Annotated in this window: 16 protein-coding genes and 1 pseudogene; 13 read left to right on the top strand and 4 right to left on the bottom strand. The window is 75.8% G+C overall.

The features are described from left to right. Positions 1–17 precede the first annotated feature (17 nt). Together ABT014_RS19985 and ABT014_RS19980 are read right to left on the bottom strand one after the other, a co-directional pair. Positions 18–1,922, bottom strand: a complete 1,905-nt coding sequence (locus ABT014_RS19985) for a serine/threonine-protein kinase (RefSeq protein ID WP_350640315.1) — start codon at positions 1,920–1,922, stop codon at positions 18–20. A 112-nt stretch (positions 1,923–2,034) separates the two neighbouring features. Next, entirely contained in the window at positions 2,035–2,325 is a 291-nt protein-coding gene (locus ABT014_RS19980; protein ID WP_350640314.1) for a hypothetical protein, read from the bottom strand. Positions 2,326–2,502: 177 nt separating this feature from the next. Between ABT014_RS19980 and ABT014_RS19975 the strand changes: the two genes are divergently transcribed. The 3 genes and pseudogenes from ABT014_RS19975 to ABT014_RS19965 form a co-directional block, all read left to right on the top strand. After that, the gene (locus ABT014_RS19975) at positions 2,503–2,907 is read left to right on the top strand and encodes a hypothetical protein (RefSeq protein WP_502895036.1); all 405 of its coding nucleotides are present in this window, start codon (positions 2,503–2,505) and stop codon (positions 2,905–2,907) included. A 77-nt stretch (positions 2,908–2,984) separates the two neighbouring features. Continuing rightward, complete coding sequence (locus ABT014_RS19970; RefSeq protein WP_350640313.1) at positions 2,985–3,653, top strand: class I SAM-dependent DNA methyltransferase; 669 nt, start codon at positions 2,985–2,987, stop codon at positions 3,651–3,653. 26 nt (positions 3,654–3,679) lie between these two features. Continuing rightward, positions 3,680–3,802 (top strand): annotated as a pseudogene (locus tag ABT014_RS19965) (amino acid--tRNA ligase-related protein); the annotation flags it as partial. Here the strand turns inward: ABT014_RS19965 and ABT014_RS19960 are convergent. Then, positions 3,792–4,373: a hypothetical protein gene (locus tag ABT014_RS19960; protein WP_350640312.1), complete on the bottom strand. Its 582-nt coding sequence runs from the start codon at positions 4,371–4,373 to the stop codon at positions 3,792–3,794. The pseudogene ABT014_RS19965 and the gene ABT014_RS19960 sit on opposite strands and share 11 nt — an antisense overlap. Before the next feature lie 301 nt (positions 4,374–4,674). On the opposite strand from ABT014_RS19960, the gene sigK reads away from it, so the two are divergent. The 7 genes from sigK to ABT014_RS19925 all read left to right on the top strand — a co-directional run bounded on the left by sigK (position 4,675) and on the right by ABT014_RS19925 (position 11,610). After that, positions 4,675–5,259: an ECF RNA polymerase sigma factor SigK gene (sigK, locus tag ABT014_RS19955; RefSeq protein ID WP_350640311.1), complete on the top strand. Its 585-nt coding sequence runs from the start codon at positions 4,675–4,677 to the stop codon at positions 5,257–5,259. Beyond that, positions 5,256–6,011, top strand: a complete 756-nt coding sequence (locus ABT014_RS19950) for an anti-sigma factor (protein ID WP_350640310.1) — start codon at positions 5,256–5,258, stop codon at positions 6,009–6,011. The genes sigK and ABT014_RS19950 overlap by 4 nt, the downstream gene beginning before the upstream one ends. A gap of 131 nt (positions 6,012–6,142) precedes the next feature. Beyond that, positions 6,143–7,468 carry an NAD(P)/FAD-dependent oxidoreductase gene (locus ABT014_RS19945; RefSeq protein WP_350640309.1) on the top strand — a complete coding sequence of 442 codons (1,326 nt, stop codon included), beginning with the start codon at positions 6,143–6,145 and terminating at the stop codon, positions 7,466–7,468. Then, positions 7,465–8,259 (top strand): DUF1365 domain-containing protein, encoded by a 795-nt coding sequence (locus ABT014_RS19940; RefSeq protein ID WP_350640308.1) that lies wholly within the window; start codon positions 7,465–7,467, stop codon positions 8,257–8,259. Before ABT014_RS19945 ends, ABT014_RS19940 begins: the two co-directional genes overlap by 4 nt. Further along, positions 8,256–9,545: a class I SAM-dependent methyltransferase gene (locus tag ABT014_RS19935; RefSeq protein WP_350640307.1), complete on the top strand. Its 1,290-nt coding sequence runs from the start codon at positions 8,256–8,258 to the stop codon at positions 9,543–9,545. The genes ABT014_RS19940 and ABT014_RS19935 overlap by 4 nt, the downstream gene beginning before the upstream one ends. After that, positions 9,542–10,801: a class I SAM-dependent methyltransferase gene (locus tag ABT014_RS19930; protein ID WP_350640306.1), complete on the top strand. Its 1,260-nt coding sequence runs from the start codon at positions 9,542–9,544 to the stop codon at positions 10,799–10,801. The genes ABT014_RS19935 and ABT014_RS19930 overlap by 4 nt, the downstream gene beginning before the upstream one ends. Further along, positions 10,798–11,610, top strand: a complete 813-nt coding sequence (locus tag ABT014_RS19925) for a DUF1295 domain-containing protein (protein WP_350640305.1) — start codon at positions 10,798–10,800, stop codon at positions 11,608–11,610. Before ABT014_RS19930 ends, ABT014_RS19925 begins: the two co-directional genes overlap by 4 nt. Positions 11,611–11,703: 93 nt before the next feature. On the opposite strand, the gene ABT014_RS19920 is transcribed toward ABT014_RS19925, so the two are convergent. Further along, positions 11,704–12,486, bottom strand: coding sequence for a glucosamine-6-phosphate deaminase (locus ABT014_RS19920; protein ID WP_350640458.1), 783 nt, complete (start codon positions 12,484–12,486; stop codon positions 11,704–11,706). 265 nt (positions 12,487–12,751) lie between these two features. On the opposite strand from ABT014_RS19920, the gene ABT014_RS19915 reads away from it, so the two are divergent. The 3 genes from ABT014_RS19915 to ABT014_RS19905 all read left to right on the top strand — a co-directional run bounded on the left by ABT014_RS19915 (position 12,752) and on the right by ABT014_RS19905 (position 16,052). Further along, a complete protein-coding gene (locus ABT014_RS19915; RefSeq protein WP_350640304.1) occupies positions 12,752–13,816 on the top strand; it encodes a LacI family DNA-binding transcriptional regulator in 1,065 nt (354 codons plus the stop codon). 226 nt (positions 13,817–14,042) lie between these two features. Further along, positions 14,043–14,723: a hypothetical protein gene (locus ABT014_RS19910; RefSeq protein ID WP_350640303.1), complete on the top strand. Its 681-nt coding sequence runs from the start codon at positions 14,043–14,045 to the stop codon at positions 14,721–14,723. Positions 14,724–14,948: 225 nt separating this feature from the next. Beyond that, positions 14,949–16,052 carry an AMP-binding protein gene (locus ABT014_RS19905; protein WP_350640302.1) on the top strand — a complete coding sequence of 368 codons (1,104 nt, stop codon included), beginning with the start codon at positions 14,949–14,951 and terminating at the stop codon, positions 16,050–16,052. Positions 16,053–16,297 lie beyond the last annotated feature (245 nt).

Here is a 16,297-nt window from a genome sequence, read left to right as displayed (position 1 = left end):
GGGAGCGGCGGCACACCCTACTGCGGCCCGGCCACCGCGCCGGCGGGGAGCTTGGACCCGTCCGCCATGGTGAGCGTGCACATCACGTACCGGAACCCCTGGTCCCAGCTCTTCTCGCTGCCGGTCCAGGCGCTGACCTCGTGGCCGGCGGTGCGGAACGCCGCGTACTGCTGCGCGCAGAGCTTGAGCGCGTCGGTCTCGCCGGCCGCCTGGTAGCTCACTCCCTCGGGCGGCACGACGAAGCCGAGGACCTGCTCCCCGTGCGGTGCGTTGCAGTCCGCGAGCACGGTGGACTGGGTGCCGTCCTGCTTGGTCGCGGAGTCCACGCAGTCGCCGATCGAGGTGTCCGCCAGGTAGATCTCCTGGCCCATCGGGCGGAAGCTGCCGACCGGTCCGACGATCCCGGTCGTCTTCCCGAGGACGAGGCAGGGCATGGCACGCACGCCGCCCGCCCAGCCCTGCTCGCTCGGCGGGACGGCGTAGGCCCGGGCGTCCGGCAGGGAGTCGACCGTGGTCCGCAGCCGTGCGGTGCAGATCGCGTTGCCGTTCTGTGTCGCGTCGCTCAGCGAGGTCACCTCGGCGAGGTCGAGGGCCTGGCCGTCGGGGGTGTCCTTGATGCAGTCCAGCAGCCCCAGCTTCGGCAGCCCCTGGAACTTGTCCCCGTTCCACACGGCCGAGACGCAGTCGCCGCGGTGCAGTTCCTGCGGCAGGCCCACCGCCTCCCCGTACGGCGGCACCGGCCCGGTGGGTGCCGGGGTCGACGGGGTGCCGGCCGCCGCGGGCGCGGACGAGGCGGAGGTGCCCGAGTCGCCGACCAGGGAGGCCCCGGCCCAGACCGCACCTCCCACCACCAGCACGGCGGCCGCGGCGAGGGTCAGGACGCGGCCGGACGGCATCCGTCGGCGGCGTCGGGGGCGGGCGGCAGGTGCCGCGGCCACCGTCGGCGGCGCGGGGGTGGGCGCGGGCGTCGAGGTGGGCGCGGGCGTGGTCGTGGCTGCCGCCGGCGCCGCAGCGGCGGGCGGCTGGACCAGGGTCGCTGCGGGCCCGGCGCCGGCCTGCACCTCCGCGAGCCGGCGGGCCGCCTCCTCGCCCCGCATCCGCTCGGCCGGGTCCTTCGCCAGCAGGCCCCGCAGCACCGGCACCAGGGGGCCGGTGAGGTGGTCCGGCAGGTCGGGCTCCTCGAACAGCAGGGCGGTGAGCGAGGCGGCATCGGTGTCCGCGTCGAAGGGGCCCCGGCCGCAGGTGGCGTAGTAGAGCGTGGCCCCGAGCGCGAACAGGTCGGACTCCGGGCTCGGCTCGGCGCCCCGGGCCCGCTCCGGCGCGAGGTAGCCGGGGGTGCCGACGATTCCGGAGGCCGCGGTCAGCCGGGTCTCGCCGGAGGCCGGTTCCAGGGCGATGCCGTAGTCGGCGAGCAGCACCTGCCCACCGTCCGCCGGGTGCGCCGGCCGGGCGGCGGGGCCGGTGAGCAGGATGTTGGCGGGCTTCACGTCCCGGTGCAGGACGCCCAGCCGGTGGCCCTCGGTCAGGGCGTCCAGGACGGCCAGCCCGATCCGGGCGGCCTCGGCAGGGGGCAGCGGCCCCTGCTCGCGGACCACGGCCTCCAGGTCGGTCGCTCCCGGCACGTACTCCATGACGATCCACGGCAGGCCGTGTTCCTCGACCACGTCGTGCACGGTGGCGACGTGCGGGTGGCTGCGCAGCCGGGCGGCGTGCCGGGCCTCGCCGCGGGCGCGGGCGATCCGTGCGCTCAACTCCCGCTCCGGCAGGCCGGGCGGGACGTCGATCTCCTTGAGCGCGACCTCGCAGTCCAGCACCTCGTCGTGGGCGAGCCAGACCCGCCCCATCCCGCCCGAGCCGAGCCGCCGCGTCAGCGTCCAGCGCCCAGCGATCACCCGTCCGACACCGTCTTCGGCCCCTGTCATGAGCAACACCGTAGGACGGTGGACATAACCGGGCAAACAGTTCATGTCGAACAGGTGACGGGCCGACCGGCCGTCCTGATGGGCCGTCGGTGGGACGGGCGGAGCGGCCGGCTCAGGGGCGGTGCAGGGCGCCGAACAGGCGGTGCGGCGGCTCCAGGCCGAGGACGGCGGACAGCACCGCCCGGGGCTCGGCCGCCACCGGCTCCCTGGTGGTCGCCGAGGCCGAGGCGGCCAGTTCGTCGGCGGCCTGGGACAGCGCCCCGGCCGCGTCGTCCAGCTCGGCCCAGCTGCCGGCGTCCACCGCGAGGGCGCAGCGGTGCACCAGGCTCAGGACGCGCGCGTACCGTTCGCCGAGCTGCTCGGCCACCCCGGGCGGACCGGTGGGCACCTGATTCTCACTCATGTCCCGACCGTAGGGGCGCCCGGCGGCCGGTGCCACCCGGACGGGAGCCCCCGCCCGGCGGTGGCCACCCGATCCCGCCGGTGCCCGGGTGCACCGCTGGGGCAACCGCCCTCTGATCTTCGGAGACCGCGGTTCGTCGGACCGCGGGCCGTCAGACACGGCGAAACGCCTGCCAGGATGCCCCTGGGCGTTGGATGCTGGTGGTCACGACAGGTTCAGGGAAAGAACGCGCAAGCTACGGGACAGGATGAGGTGGCCATGGAGCGGATCCTGGACAACGCCATCGCAGACACGATCACCGCCATGGAACGCCCGGAGGTGCACCTGGGTGTCGGCAAGATCGTGGACATGGGAGTGCACCAGCTCCTGTTGGACACGCCGGTGTACTTCGCCATCTGCGAGGTGTACAACGCTGGGCGGTACAAGCATCACGCCCCGCTGATCCAGCGGCGCGGCGACGGCATCGTGATCCGTACCGCCGAGTTCCTGCGCGGCAACGGGTTCGACGCCGACGAGGAGCTGTGGGCGATCGACGGGGCGGACTGCTCCCCGTGCGACAACAAGGTGCCCGACAGCCACTGACCGGGCGCTAGGGTGCCCCTGCCGCGCGTCGTTGGAAAGGGGCACCCGCCCACCAACTCCTCTCCAAGGGAGGCTCGTTGTCCGCACAGCACAACATCGAATCCGAGCGCGAACTGTGGAACACCTACGCGGCCGGCATCAAGGACGACGTGTTCGACGCCGGGCCGGTCTTCCGCTGGACCCAGTACGCCGACCACGGGCCCGGCCCCGAACTGCTCGGGTCACGGGTCAGCGCGCTGGAACTCGGATGCGGCACCGGCCGCGCGCTGGCCACGCTGGCCGAGCAGGGCGTGAAGGTCACAGGCGTCGATCTCTCGCCTGTCATGGTCGAGAAGGTCGCCGAACGTTGGGGGCCGACCGGCGTCCAGATCCACTGTGCCGAGGTTCTGGACTACCTGAGCGGCACCGACGAGACGTGGGACGCGGTGTACTCGGTGTTCGGAGCGGTCTGGTTCACGGACCCGCTGAAGCTGTTCCCGCTCATTGCCGCCCGTCTGAACCCCGGCGGCATCCTGGCCTTTTCGCAGCCCCCCGCCATCCCTGGTGCATACGGCCCACAGGGCATGTACAAGGGGGGATTCGCCGGGAGGGCGCTGTACACGTACCGCTACTCCTACACACCGCGCAGATGGGTCGGCCTGCTTCGGCGGAGCGGATTCGAAGCGGCGGAAGCGGCGGTCCTCGCCGCCCCGACCGAGGGCCACATCGGAACTCTGATCGTCACGGGCAGGACCCCGAGGGCCTGACAGCCATGCCCCTGTGGCCGACACCCGGACCCCCGCCGCACGGCGGGTTCGGGCTCGGCCTCGGGCGGGTGCTGATGGTGCTGCTGGGGCTCGAGTCGATTCGCGAGGCGACCTTCCTGTTCCGTGGCCCCCACCGGCTCACCCCGTGACCGCGCCCCGCAGCCACCCGTCCAGGACGCGGTAGTCCGCCCTGGTCAGCCCGCGTCGCGGGTCGACCCGCAGCAGCAGCGCCGGGCCCGGGTGGTGCACCTCCACCCAGGCCCGGTCGGCGGCGGAGATCTCGTCGTCGACCCAGGCGAACGGCCGCCCGGCCGCCCGGGCGACCAGGACGGGGGTCTTCCAGTGCAGGCCCGGCGGCCAACCCGGGGCCCCCGGACCGGATCCGGAACCATCCGGCGCGATGGCCTCGGGAAAGGGCTCGGGAAGGGTCTCGGGGAAGTGCACCACCGGCAGCGGTGGCAGGCCGAGCCGTGGGGCGACGCACTCGTTGGCCTCGTCCTCCCAGGTCGTGGCCCAGAGCGCCGCGCAGGGCAGGGCCGCCAGCCGGGGCCCGTGCCGCGGGTCGATCCGGTCCAGCAGCGGGTTCGAAGCGCCCGCCCGGTGGGACGTCCGGTAGGTCGGGTGCCCGTCCGGGTGCTCCGGCGGGGGCGGCCCGAACGGGATGAGCGGGCCGTCGACGTCGAGGAAGAGCAGCGGCAGCCGGTCGGTGGAGTCGGTCACCGGGGCACCGTAGCCGGTAGGTTTCGCGGGCACGGACGAATGTCCCGAGGACGAGGTGCGCAGCCGCGAGGACCTCGCCCGTGTGCCCGGGGCCTCGGCCGTCCACGCGTAGGACGGGCAGCCCGGACCAATCCGGTCGGGCGACCGCTCCGAACAACCGGTGCCGGGGCCCGTGCGGGCCGCCGGCCAGCGCCGTCACCTGGAGGTCACCGATGCCAGCCGCTCACCCGAGGGACCCGCACCGGGCCCGTCCGCCCCGACCGGCCCCACCGGTCGCGGCCGGCAGCCGGGGGGTGGCCGGGTGAGCGCCGTCGTCCACCTGTCGGGGCCGCACCGGCGCGGCCCCGACCTGCGCGAGCTGGTCGCCAAGGTCGCGTTCGGCGACCAGGACGCGTTCGGGCGCCTGTACGACGCGGTGGCCGGCCCGGTGCTCGGGCTGATCCGCCGGGTGCTGCGGGACCCGGCGCAGTCCGAGGAGGTGGCGCAGGAGGTGATGCTGGAGGTCTGGCGCACCGCCGCCCGCTACCAGCCCGAGCGCGGCGAGGTGATGCCCTGGGTGCTGACCATGGCGCACCGCCGCGCCGTCGACCGGGTCCGGGCCGCGCAGGCCGCCGCCGACCGTGACCAGCGGGTCGCCGCGCAGTCGCACACCCCCGCCTTCGACGAGGTGGCCGAGCAGGTCGAGGGCCGGCTCGAACGCGAGCAGGTGCGGCGCTGCCTGCAGATGCTCACCGAGCTCCAGCGCGAGTCCGTCACCATGGCGTACTACCGGGGCTACTCCTACCGCGAGGTCGCCGACATGCTCGGCTCGCCGCTGGGCACCGTCAAGACCCGCATGCGGGACGCCCTGATCCGGCTGCGGGACTGCCTGGGGGTGGGGTCATGACGATCGCCGCGGATCTGCACACGCTCACCGGGGCCTACGCGGCCCACGCGCTCGGCGAGTCGGAGCGCCAGGCGTTCGAACGCCACCTCGCGCAGTGCCCGGCCTGCGCGCAGGAGGTGCGCGAGTTCACCGCCACGCTGGCCCGGCTCGGGGCGGCGGAGGCGGTCGTCCCGCCGGCGGAACTGAAGGCCCGGGTGCTGGCCGGCATCGGGACGGTGCGCCAGCTCGCCCCCGCCTCCGCGGAGCCGGACCAGGACGGCCCGGCCGGCCACCGCGGGGGCCGCGCCGCCCGGCAGTGGCCCAAGCTGGCGCTGGCCGCCTCGGTCGCGCTGGCGGCCGCGCTCGGCGGGCTCGCCTACCAGCAGCACGACGAGGCCGAGCAGGCCCGCAGCCGTACGGCCGCGCTCCAGCAGGAGCAGGCCCGGTTCGGCGCCCTGCTGACCGCCCCCGACGCCCGGACGAGTACGGCCACGGCCGGGTCCGGGGTCGGCACGGTGGTCTGGTCGGAGAGCCTCGGGCGGGCCGGCTTCCTCGCCTCCGGCCTGCCGGCGCTGCCCGCCGACCGCACCTACCAGGTGTGGTTCAACGACGCCGGCACCATGCGCCCGGCCGGTCTGCTGCCCGCCTCGAACGGCTCGCTGCTGCTGGAGGGCCCGATCGACGGGGCCGCCGGCATCGGGGTGACCGTGGAGCCGGCGGGCGGCTCCGCGCACCCCACGGCGGCGCCGATGATGCTGCTCGGCTTCACCTGACGGGGCCCCGGACGGCTCCGCCCCCGATCGACCAATCCGCCGCGCCGTGTGCTCCGAACGACTGATGGAGCACAAGGCAGGACCGGGCCGGTGACGGCCCGGCCCGCGGATCGACAGGGGTGCACGTGACCATGCCGGAGACCGTCCGAGCCGTCAGGATCCCGGCCGCCCGCCCCCCGGGCGGACCGCGCCGGATCGCCGTGGTCGGCAGCGGCGTCGCCGGGCTGACCGCCGCCTACCGGCTGCGGACCGGCGGCGCCGAGGTGGAGCTGTTCGAGGCGGACACCCGCCTCGGCGGGCACGCCCACACCCAGCAGGCGATCGGCGCGGACGGCCGCGCCGTCGCGCTGGACACCGGCTTCCTGGTGCACAACCGCCGCACCTACCCGAACCTGGTGCAGCTGTTCGCCGAGCTCGGGGTGGAGACCCGGGAGAGCGAGATGAGCATGTCGGTGCGGTGCGACGGCTGCGGCCTGGAGTACGCCGGCGCGCGCGGCCCGGCCGGCCTGCTCGCCCAGCCGGGGGCCCCGCTGCGCGGGCGCTACCTGCGGATGCTGGCCGAGGTCCCGGTCTTCCACCGCCGGGCCCGCCGGCTGCTCGCCGACCCGAACGCCGGCGAACCCACCCTGCGCGAGTTCCTCGCCGCCGGCGGCTTCTCCCGCTACTTCGTCCACCACTTCATGACACCGGTGGTGGCCGCCGTCTGGTCCTGCGCCCCCGACCTGGCGGGCGACTACCCGGCCCGGTACCTGTTCACCTTCCTGCAGAACCACGGGATGCTCAGCGTCACCGGCTCCCCGGCCTGGCGGACGGTGGTCGGCGGCTCGCGCGGCTACGTGGAGCGGATCGCCGAGCGGCTGACCGCCGTCCACCGCGGCGCCCCGGTCCGGGCGGTGCTGCGGCACGCCGACGGCGTCGAGGTGGTCACCGAGGACGGGCACCGCACCGAGGCCGACGCGGTGGTCGTCGCCACCCACCCCGACCAGGCGCTCGCCCTGCTGGCCGACCCGACCGCCGCCGAGCGCGAACTCCTCGGCGCCTTCCGCTACTCCCGCAACCCCACGGTGCTGCACCGCGACCCGGGCCGGCTGCCCAGGGCGGTCTGGGCCCGCGCCTCCTGGAACTACCGGATGCCGGACTGCACCGGCGCCGCCGACCAGGTCCAGGTCAGCTACCACCTCAACCGGCTGCTCGGCCTGGACACCGCCGAGGACTACCTGGTCACCCTCAACGAGGACCCGCGGCACCCCGTCGCCGCCGAGCACGTGCTCTCCCGCACCGTCTACGAGCACCCGATCTACACCCGCGAGACGCTCGCCGCCCAGCGCCGGCTGCCCGAACTCAACACCGGCCGCACCGCGTTCGCCGGTGCCTACCACGGCTGGGGCTTCCACGAGGACGGCTGCCGGGCGGGCCTGGCCGCCGCCGAGTCGCTCGCCGGGGTGGGCGCGCGATGATCCCCGCCCCGCTGCCGGGGCCGTGGGGAGCCGCCCTGTACGAGACCACGGTGACCCACCTGCGGACCGCGCCGCTGCGCCACCGCTTCCGGCACCGCACCTACCTGTGGCTGGTCGACCTCGACCGGCTGCCGCGGCTGCCCCGGCTGATGCGGCCGCTGGCCCGGTTCCGGTCCGCCGACCACCCCGGCGACCCGCGCCGCACGCTGCGCGACAACCTCGACCGCTACCTGGCCGGGGAGGGCGTCGACCTGGCCGGCGGACAGGTGCTGATGCTCACCCAGGCCCGCTCGCTCGGCCACGTGTTCAACCCGCTCACCGTCTACTGGTGCCACACCCCGGACGGCCGCCCGGCGTGCACCGTCGCGGAGGTCCACAACACCTACGGCGGGTCCCACCGCTACCTGCTGCGGCCGGACCGGCACGGGCGGGCGACGGTCGCCAAGGAGTTCTACGTCTCGCCGTTCTTCCCGGTCGACGGCGCCTACCGGATGAGCCTGCCGGAGCCCGGGGAGCGGCTGGCGCTGGCCGTCGGGCTGGAGCGCGCGGGCGGCCACCCGTTCATCGCCGTCGTCCGCGGCGCCCGCGTCGCCGCCGGGCCCGCCACCCTGCTCCGGGCGGTGCTCCGGCACCCGTTCGCCACCTGGGCCGTCCCGCTGGACATCCGCCGCCAGGGCATCCGGCTGCTGCTGCGCGGCCTGCCCGTCCAGCCCCGGCCCCCGGCCTGCCCGCAGGCCCGGACACCGCAGCCCCGACCGGTCCGCACCGAGGAAGAGGTACGCCACCCGTGACCCAGCAAGCCTTCCACCCCGCCCGGCCGCGCCCGGTGCCCGTCGACCCCGGACGCTGGCCGGACGTGGCCCGCGTCCCCGAGGTGCCGCTGCGCGCCCTGGCGGCCGAGCGGCTGCTGCGCCGGGTGGCCCGCCGGCGCGGCCTGCGGGTCGAACTGCCCGGCGGACGCCCGCTGGTGACCGCACCCGAGGGCTCCCCGGTGCTGCGCCTGCAGCGGCCCGAGGACTTCTTCCACCGGGTCGGCGCCACCGGGCTGATCGGCTTCGGCGAGGCCTACCAGGCCGGCGACTGGGACTCGCCCGACCTCGTCGCGCTGCTCACCGAACTGGCCACCGCCCCCGAGACGCTGGTGCCGACCGGCGCCCAGTGGCTGCGCCGGCTGTACGTGCAGCGGCTGCCGGAGGCCGAGCGGCCCTCGGCCGCCAACGCCCGCCGCAACATCAGCCGCCACTACGACCTCTCCAACGAGCTGTTCGCGCTCTTCCTCGACCCGACCATGACGTACTCCTCGGCGGTCTTCCCGACCGGCGCGGACGGCCGCCCGGAGGCCGGGTGGGGCAGCTTCGCCGAGGCCCAGCACCGCAAGATCGACCAGCTGCTCGACCTGGCCAAGGTCGGCCCCGGCACCCGGCTGCTGGAGATCGGCACCGGCTGGGGCGAACTCGCCCTGCGGGCCGCCGCGCGCGGCGCCCGGGTGGTCAGCCTGACCCTGTCCGAGGAGCAGCTCGCGCTGGCCCGGCGCCGGATCGCCGACGCCGGCCAGGAGGGGCGGGCCGAGGTCCGGCTCTGCGACTACCGGGCCGTCGAGGGGGAGTACGACGCGGTGGTCAGCGTGGAGATGATCGAGGCGGTCGGCCGCCCGTTCTGGCCGGTCTACTTCAGCACCGTCGACCGGGTCCTGGCGCCCGGCGGCCGGGCCGCGCTGCAGGCGATCACCATGCCGCACGACCGGATGCTCGCCAGCAGCGAGACCTACACCTGGATCCTCAAGTACATCTTCCCCGGCGGGCTGATCCCCTCCGTCCGGGCGATCGCGCAGACCGCCGACCGGTACACCGGCCTGCGGCTCACCTCCTGCCGCCCGTACGGCCCGCACTACGCCGAGACGCTGCGGCTGTGGCGCGAGCGCTTCGCCGAACGCGACGCGGAGGTCGCCGAGTTGGGCTTCGACCAGGTCTTCCGCCGGATGTGGGAGCTGTACCTGGCGTACTCCGAGGCCGGGTTCAGGACCGGCTACCTCGACGTGCAGCAGCTGCTGCTCACCCGGGAGGGACACGCCCGATGACCGCGGCCACCCGCCTCGCCCCGCTGATCGGTGAACTCCTCGGCGGCCCGCTGCCGTTCCGGCTGCGGGCCTGGGACGGCTCGACGGCCGGCCCGACCGGCGCACCGACCGTCATCCTGCACAACCGTCGGGCGCTGCGCCGGCTGCTCTGGCAACCGGGCGAACTCGGCCTGGCGGACGCCTACATCAGCGGCGACCTCGACCTCGAGGGCGACCTCGCCACCGGCCTGGTCCGGATCCGCCGGGCGCTGGACGGCCGCACCGCCGCCCGCCCGGCGCTGCGCGACTGGCCGCGGCTGCTGTCGGCCGCCACCCGGCTCGGGGTCCTCGGGCCCCGGCCGGCGCCGCCCGCCGCCCGGGCGGCCGTCCGCGGCGAGCTGCACAGCAGGGCCCGCGACCGGGCGGTGATCAGCCACCACTACGACCTGTCGAACGAGTTCTACGCCCTGCTGCTCGGCCCGGCGATGGCGTACTCCTGCGGCTACTGGACGGACCCGGCCGACACCCTGGCCGAGGCGCAGGAGGCCAAGTTCGACCTGATCTGCCGCAAGCTCGGCCTGGAGCCGGGCATGCGGCTGCTGGACGTCGGCTGCGGCTGGGGCGCGCTCGCCGTCCACGCGGCCCGGCACCACGGCGTCCGGGTCACCGCGGTCACGCTCTCGCGGCGGCAGCACGACTTCGCCACGGGGCTGGCGGAGCGGGCCGGGGTGGCCGACCGGGTCGACGTCCGGCGCCAGGACTACCGGGAGATCGGCGACGGCGCCTTCGACGCGATCAGCTGCGTGGAGATGGGCGAGCACGTCGGCGACCGGGAGTACCCGGCCTTCGCGGCGCGGCTGTACGCGCTGCTGCGGCCCGAGGGGCGGCTGCTGGTGCAGCAGATGTCCCGGGGCGGCACGGCCCCGGGCGGCGGCGCGTTCATCGAGGCGTACATCGCCCCGGACATGCACATGCGCCCGGTCGGCGCGACCGTCGGCCTGCTGGAGGACGCCGGCCTGGAGGTGCGCCAGGTGGAGGCGCTGCGCGAGCACTACGCCCGCACCATCGAGGCCTGGCACGGTCGGCTGGAGGAGCACCGGGGCGAGTTCGTCGAGCTGGTCGGCGTGGCGGCGTTCCGGCTCTGGCGGCTCTACCTGGTGGGCAGCGCGCAGGCGTTCGCCCAGCGGCGGATGGGCGTCGACCAGATCCTCGCGGTGCGGCCGAGCGCCGACGGCGCCGCCGCGCTGCCGGCCACCCCGGCGGAGTGGTACCGGTGAACGGGGCCGCCTTCGTGGTGGGCCTGGCCGCCGGTGCGGGCGCCGCGCTGGTGGTGCTGCTGGCCGCCTTCGCGGTGGGGCTGCGCACCGGGCGGCACCGCGGCGTGGACGTGGCCTGGGGCCTGGGCTTCGCGGCGGTCGCGCTGACCGGCTACGGCCTGTCGGCCGGGTACGGCGATGCCGGGCGACGGGCCCTGGTCACCGCGCTGGTGGTGGTCTGGGGGGTGCGGCTGGCGGTGCACATCGGCCGGCGCTCCCGGGGCCACGGCGAGGATCCGCGGTACGCGGCGCTGCTGGCCGGGGCGCCGCCCGGCCGGGAGGGCCGGTACGCGCTGCGGAAGGTGTACCTGTTGCAGGCGGGGATCCTGTGGTTCGTGGCGCTGCCGGTGGTGGCCGCCCAGTACCTGCCGCAGCGGCTCGGCCCGCTCGCCTGGGCCGGCACCGGGCTGTGGGCGCTCGGCCTGTTCTTCGAGGCGGTGGGTGACCGGCAGCTGGCCCGGTTCAAGGCCGATCCGGCCAACCGGGGGCAGGTGATGGACCGGGGCCTGTGGCGCTACACCCGCCATCCCAACTACTTCGGCGACGCCTGCGTGTGGTGGGGCCTGTTCCTGTTCGCGCTCGCCGAGCCGATCGGCTGGGCGTTCGTGGCGAGTCCGCTGCTGATGACCTGGCTGCTCGCGTTCGGCAGCGGGAAGCCGCTGCTGGAGCGGCAGATGGCGGCGCGCAAGCCCGGCTGGGCCGAGTACGCGGCGCGGACCAGCCCGTTCCTGCCACTGCCGCCCCGCCGGGCCGCCGACCGGGCCAGCTGACCGGGGTCGTCGAACAGGCGTGACGGGGGAGCGGGGAGCGGGGGAGTGGGCGGGGCGCCCGGGCCCGGCGGTGCCGGGCGCCCCGCCGGGGACCTACAGCTTCTGCCAGGACGGCTTGGCGGCGTAGGTGTCCCGGAAGTAGCCGGCGAGCTTGAGACCGGAGGCGGCGGCCTCGTCGACGACCACGGTGGCGTGCGGGTGGAGCTGGAGCGCCGAGGCCGGCACCGCGGCGGACAGCGGGCCCTCCACGGACAGTGCCACCGCCTCGGCCTTCGCCTCGCCGGTGGCCAGCAGGACGAGGTGGCGGGCCTCCAGGATGGTGCCGATGCCCTGGGTGATCACGTGGTGCGGGACCTCGTCCGGGCTGTCGAAGAACCGGGCGTTGTCCTGCCGGGTCTGCTTGGTCAGGGTCTTGATCCTGGTCCGGGAGGCGAGCGAGGAGCAGGGCTCGTTGAAGCCGATGTGCCCGTCGGTGCCGATGCCGAGCAGCTGGAGGTCGACGCCGCCGGCCTCGGCCAGCGCGCGGTCGTAGGCGGCGGCCGCGGCGGCGATGTCCTCGGCGTTGCCGTCCGGGCCGAGGAAGGAGGCCTCGGTCAGGCCCAGCGGCTCGACCACCTCGCGCAGCACCACCGAGCGGTAGGACTCGGGGTGGCCCGCCGGCAGGCCGACGTACTCGTCCAGCTGGCAGATCCGCGCCCGCGAGGCGTCCAGCTCGCCGGCCCGCACCCGGGCGGCCAGGGCCTGGTAGATCGGCAGCGGCGTCGAGCCGGTGGCGACGCCGAGCAGCGCGTCCGGCTTGACGGAGAGCAGGTCGGCGATCGCCGCGGCGATGAGCTCACCACCCGCGGCGGCGTCGGGGACGATCACGATTTCCATCTGGTTCACCGTTCTGAGTGAAGAGGAGGTCTAGACCAGTCTCTCGCGTCGGTGGCCGGTACGTCCACCCGGTCCGCCCCTCGGTCCACGACCGCCCGCCCGCGGCCCCCGGAGGCGTCCCCGCCCGGTGCGCGGACCGGTGCGCGGCCGGTGTCCGGGCCCCGGCTGGTGGTCCGGGCCTCCGCCCGGGGACGATGTGGGGGCGGCCGGGCATGGGCCGTGCCCGACCGGCGAGTGCGAAGACGAGTGCGAAGAGGTGGGACGGATGGCGGAGGCGGTGGACCCGGCGGCCGGTACGACGGCCGGCGGCGCCGGCCGGGGCGGGGCACGCCCGACCCTGGAGGAGGTCGCGGCCCTGGCCGGGGTGGGGCGCGGCACGGTGTCCCGGGTGGTCAACGGCTCGCCCCGGGTCAGCGAGAAGGCCCGGGAGGCGGTCCGGGCGGCCATCGCCGAACTCGGCTACGTGCCCAACCGCGCGGCCCGGACCCTGGTCACGTCCCGGACCGACGCCGTCGCGCTGGTGGTCCCCGAGGCCGAGACCCGGCTCTTCTCGGAACCGTACTTCTCCGACATCATCAGCGGGGTCGCGGCGGAACTCGCCGAGAGCGAGATGCAGTTGCTGCTGATCCTGGTCCGCAACCAGCGCGAGCGCGACCGGCTGTCCGCCTACCTGGGCGCGCAGCGGGTGGACGGCGTGCTGCTGGTCTCGGTGCACCAGGACGACCCGCTGCCGGCCCTGCTGGAGAGCCTGGGGATCCCCGCCGTGCTGGCCGGCCGGCGCGGCGACGCGGAGCCGCTGAGCTACGTCCTCGCGGACAACGCGGGCGGCGCCCGGATGGCGGTGCGGCACCTGCTGCGCCGCGGCTGCGCGGCGATCGCCACCATCACCGGCCCGCTGGACATGGAGGGCGCCCGGGCCCGCCTGAGCGGATACCGGCAGGCGCTGGAGGAGTCGGGGCGGCCCTACCGCGAGGACCTGGTCGGCCTCGGCGACTTCACCGAGGAGGGCGGACGGCTGGCGATGCGCGAACTGCTGGGGCGCGCCCCGGAGCTGGACGCGGTGTTCTGCGCCTCCGACGTGATGGCCGCCGGCGCGATGCAGGTGCTGCGCACGGCCGGCCGGCGGGTCCCGGAGGACGTCGCGGTGATCGGCTTCGACGACTCCATCGTGGCGCGGCACACCGATCCGCCGATGACCAGCGTCCGGCAGCCGATCGAGGAGATGGGCCGGACCATGGCCCGGCTGCTGCTGGACGAGATCGGTTCGCCCGGCAAGGCGCACCGCCAGGTGGTGCTGGCAACCGAACTGGTGGTCAGGGATTCGGCCTGACGGGGGCCGAAAGAAGCCGAATGGCCCCACGGTGCGTTAACTCTTCGGTGGCGACCGTCCTCCAGGACGGCCGCCCGGCTGGCTAGCGTGGCATCCTGCTGCCGGAGGGTCCCGCCTGGACCTCGAAAGCCCAGGCGGGGACGGGGGATTCGTGTCCGCGGCCGGTGCAGCGCTCTCGGCCTGGAACGCCCGCGCCGTAACCGACCACCCACTGGGGACCTGCACCGTGCGCTACCGACCCGCGCTCTCCGCCGCCAAGGCCACCGTCGTCCTCGCCGCGCTGCCGGCCCTGCTGCTGGCCGGCGAGGCCGGGCTCGCGCTCGGCGAGGGCGGCCCGACCGCCGTCGTCGGCGACCGGGGGGACGAGGGCGTCACCCTCGCCCCCGGCCCGCTGCCGGGACAGGCGGACACCGTCGCCCGCAGCGGGCCGGTCACCGGCCTCACCGTGCTGACCGCCGACGGCTCCGGGCTGCGGCTGCACGCCGCCGGCGCCGGTGCCTCGCGGGCGGCGGACGGCGCGGCGGTGATCGCCATGCCCGCCGACGCCGCGGAGGACCAGGAGTGGCTGGTCGCAGCGGCCGACAGCGGTGAACTGGTGCTCCGGTCGGCCCTGCTGAGCAGCGACGACAGCGGCCCGCTGGTGCTCACCACCGACCCGGACGACTCGGTCTACCTCCAGCACGAGCGCACCGGGGCGGAGGCCGAGGGCCAGCTCTGGACCTTCGTGACCGACCCGGCGTGGCCGGCCGACGGCCGGTTCCGGATCGTCGGCCACCGCGGCGGCTGCCTGCTGGACCACGGCTACGGCGAGAGGCTCACCGTCGGCCCGTGCGACGACCCCGGGGCCTGGTGGTCCGGCCGCGGACCGGCGGACCGGGCCGACACCGGGCTGCCCGCCGTCCGCTGAGCCCCGCCGTGCACTGAGCCCCCGCAGCTCCGCAGCGCCGACCGCCCGGGGCCGCCCGTGACCGCCGGCGGCCCGACCTCTCCTGTCCCGCACCGGGCCGCCCGCACGCCGGGCCGCGCCCGCCCGCAGGCATGCCCCCGTGCCGGGCATGCCCCGTACCGCCACGGAGCGACCGATGATCAGCACCACCCCACCCCGCCCGCGCACCGCTGCCGGGGCCTTCTGATGCGCTCCCTGGACCACGAGTCGACGGACCACGAGCTGACGGGCCACGGACTGCTCGACCGCGGGCTGCCCGGCCGGGCCCTGATGGCCCGGGCCCTGGCGGGCCGCCCTGGGCCGGGCCCCGAGGAGCTGCGGGCCGCCCGGGTGGCGCTGCACTTCGAGGGCGGTCTCGGCGACACCCGCGCGCTCACCTTCGCCGAGCTCGACGCCGAGGTCGGCCGGGCCGCCGCCGCCCTGAGTGCCCTCGGCGTGGGCCCGGGCGACCGGGTCGGGATCTACCTGCCGGTGATCCCCGAGGCCGTGGTGGCGGTGCTGGCCTGCACCCTGCTGGGGGCTGTCCCGGCGGCGGTGTTCGGGCTGTTCGACGGTGCCCGGCCGGTCCTGCCGGGCCTGCGCGACCTGGGCGCCGAGGTGGTGATCACGGCGGACGGGAGCATCCGCCCGGGCCCGCCCGCGCCGGCCGGTGCCCCGCAGCGGCACGGTACGCCGGTCGCCCTCAAACCGGCCGTGGACGCGGCGCTCGCCGGCTGCCCGCGGGTCCGGCACGTCCTGGTGGTGCGCCGCACCGGCCGCCCGGTCCCCTGGCAGGACGGGCGCGACCTGTGGTGGCACGAGCGGGTCGAGCAGGCGGACGCCGGGCCCGGCCTCCCTCCACCGCACCCCGGCGGGTACGGGGACGACCCCGAGCTGCTGGGCCTGCGCCCCGGGAGCGACGTCTACTGGTGCACCGGTGAGGTCGGCTGGCTCGGCGGGCGCCCGTACGGGGTGTTCGGCGCGCTCGCGGCCGGGGTGACCCAGGTGCTCTGCGAGAGCGGCCCGCCGGCCGGCGTCCGCGGCCGCCTCTGGGAGACCGTCGAGCGCTACGGTGTGACCTTCCTGCACACCGAACCCGCGGCGGTCGAACTGCTGCTGAGTCGCGGCGACGAACTGACGCGGCGCCACGACCTCTCGGGCCTGCGGGCGCTGTGCCGGCTGACCGGGTCGGCCGTCGGCCCGGTCCGCGTACTGCACCGGATCCGGGACTGGACCGGCCGGGCCCGGGCCTGGGAGTCCTGCGCCCACCCGGTGGGCGCGGCTCCTCAGCCGGACCGGGCGCTGTCCTGAGCGACCGAAGGATTTGCCGGGTCGCACCGACAGGTCGGCCGGATCCGGCGGGATCCGTCCGGAGCCGGGCCCGGCATGGGCGATGATCGACAACTGGCACGGGGGCGGCCCACCGCCCCGAGCGAACGAACACCTGGAGTGCTGTACACATGAGCAACGAGAGTCTGGCGAACCTGCTCAAGGAGGACCGCCGGTTCGCGCCGCCGGCGGAGCTCGCCGCGGCCGCGAACGTGACCGCCGCCGCG

This window comes from Kitasatospora sp. NPDC094015, from assembly GCF_040304075.1.
Lineage (GTDB): Bacteria > Actinomycetota > Actinomycetes > Streptomycetales > Streptomycetaceae > Kitasatospora.
Note: the sequence above shows the minus strand (reverse complement) of the source record. Positions and strands in the feature narration are given on the sequence as shown.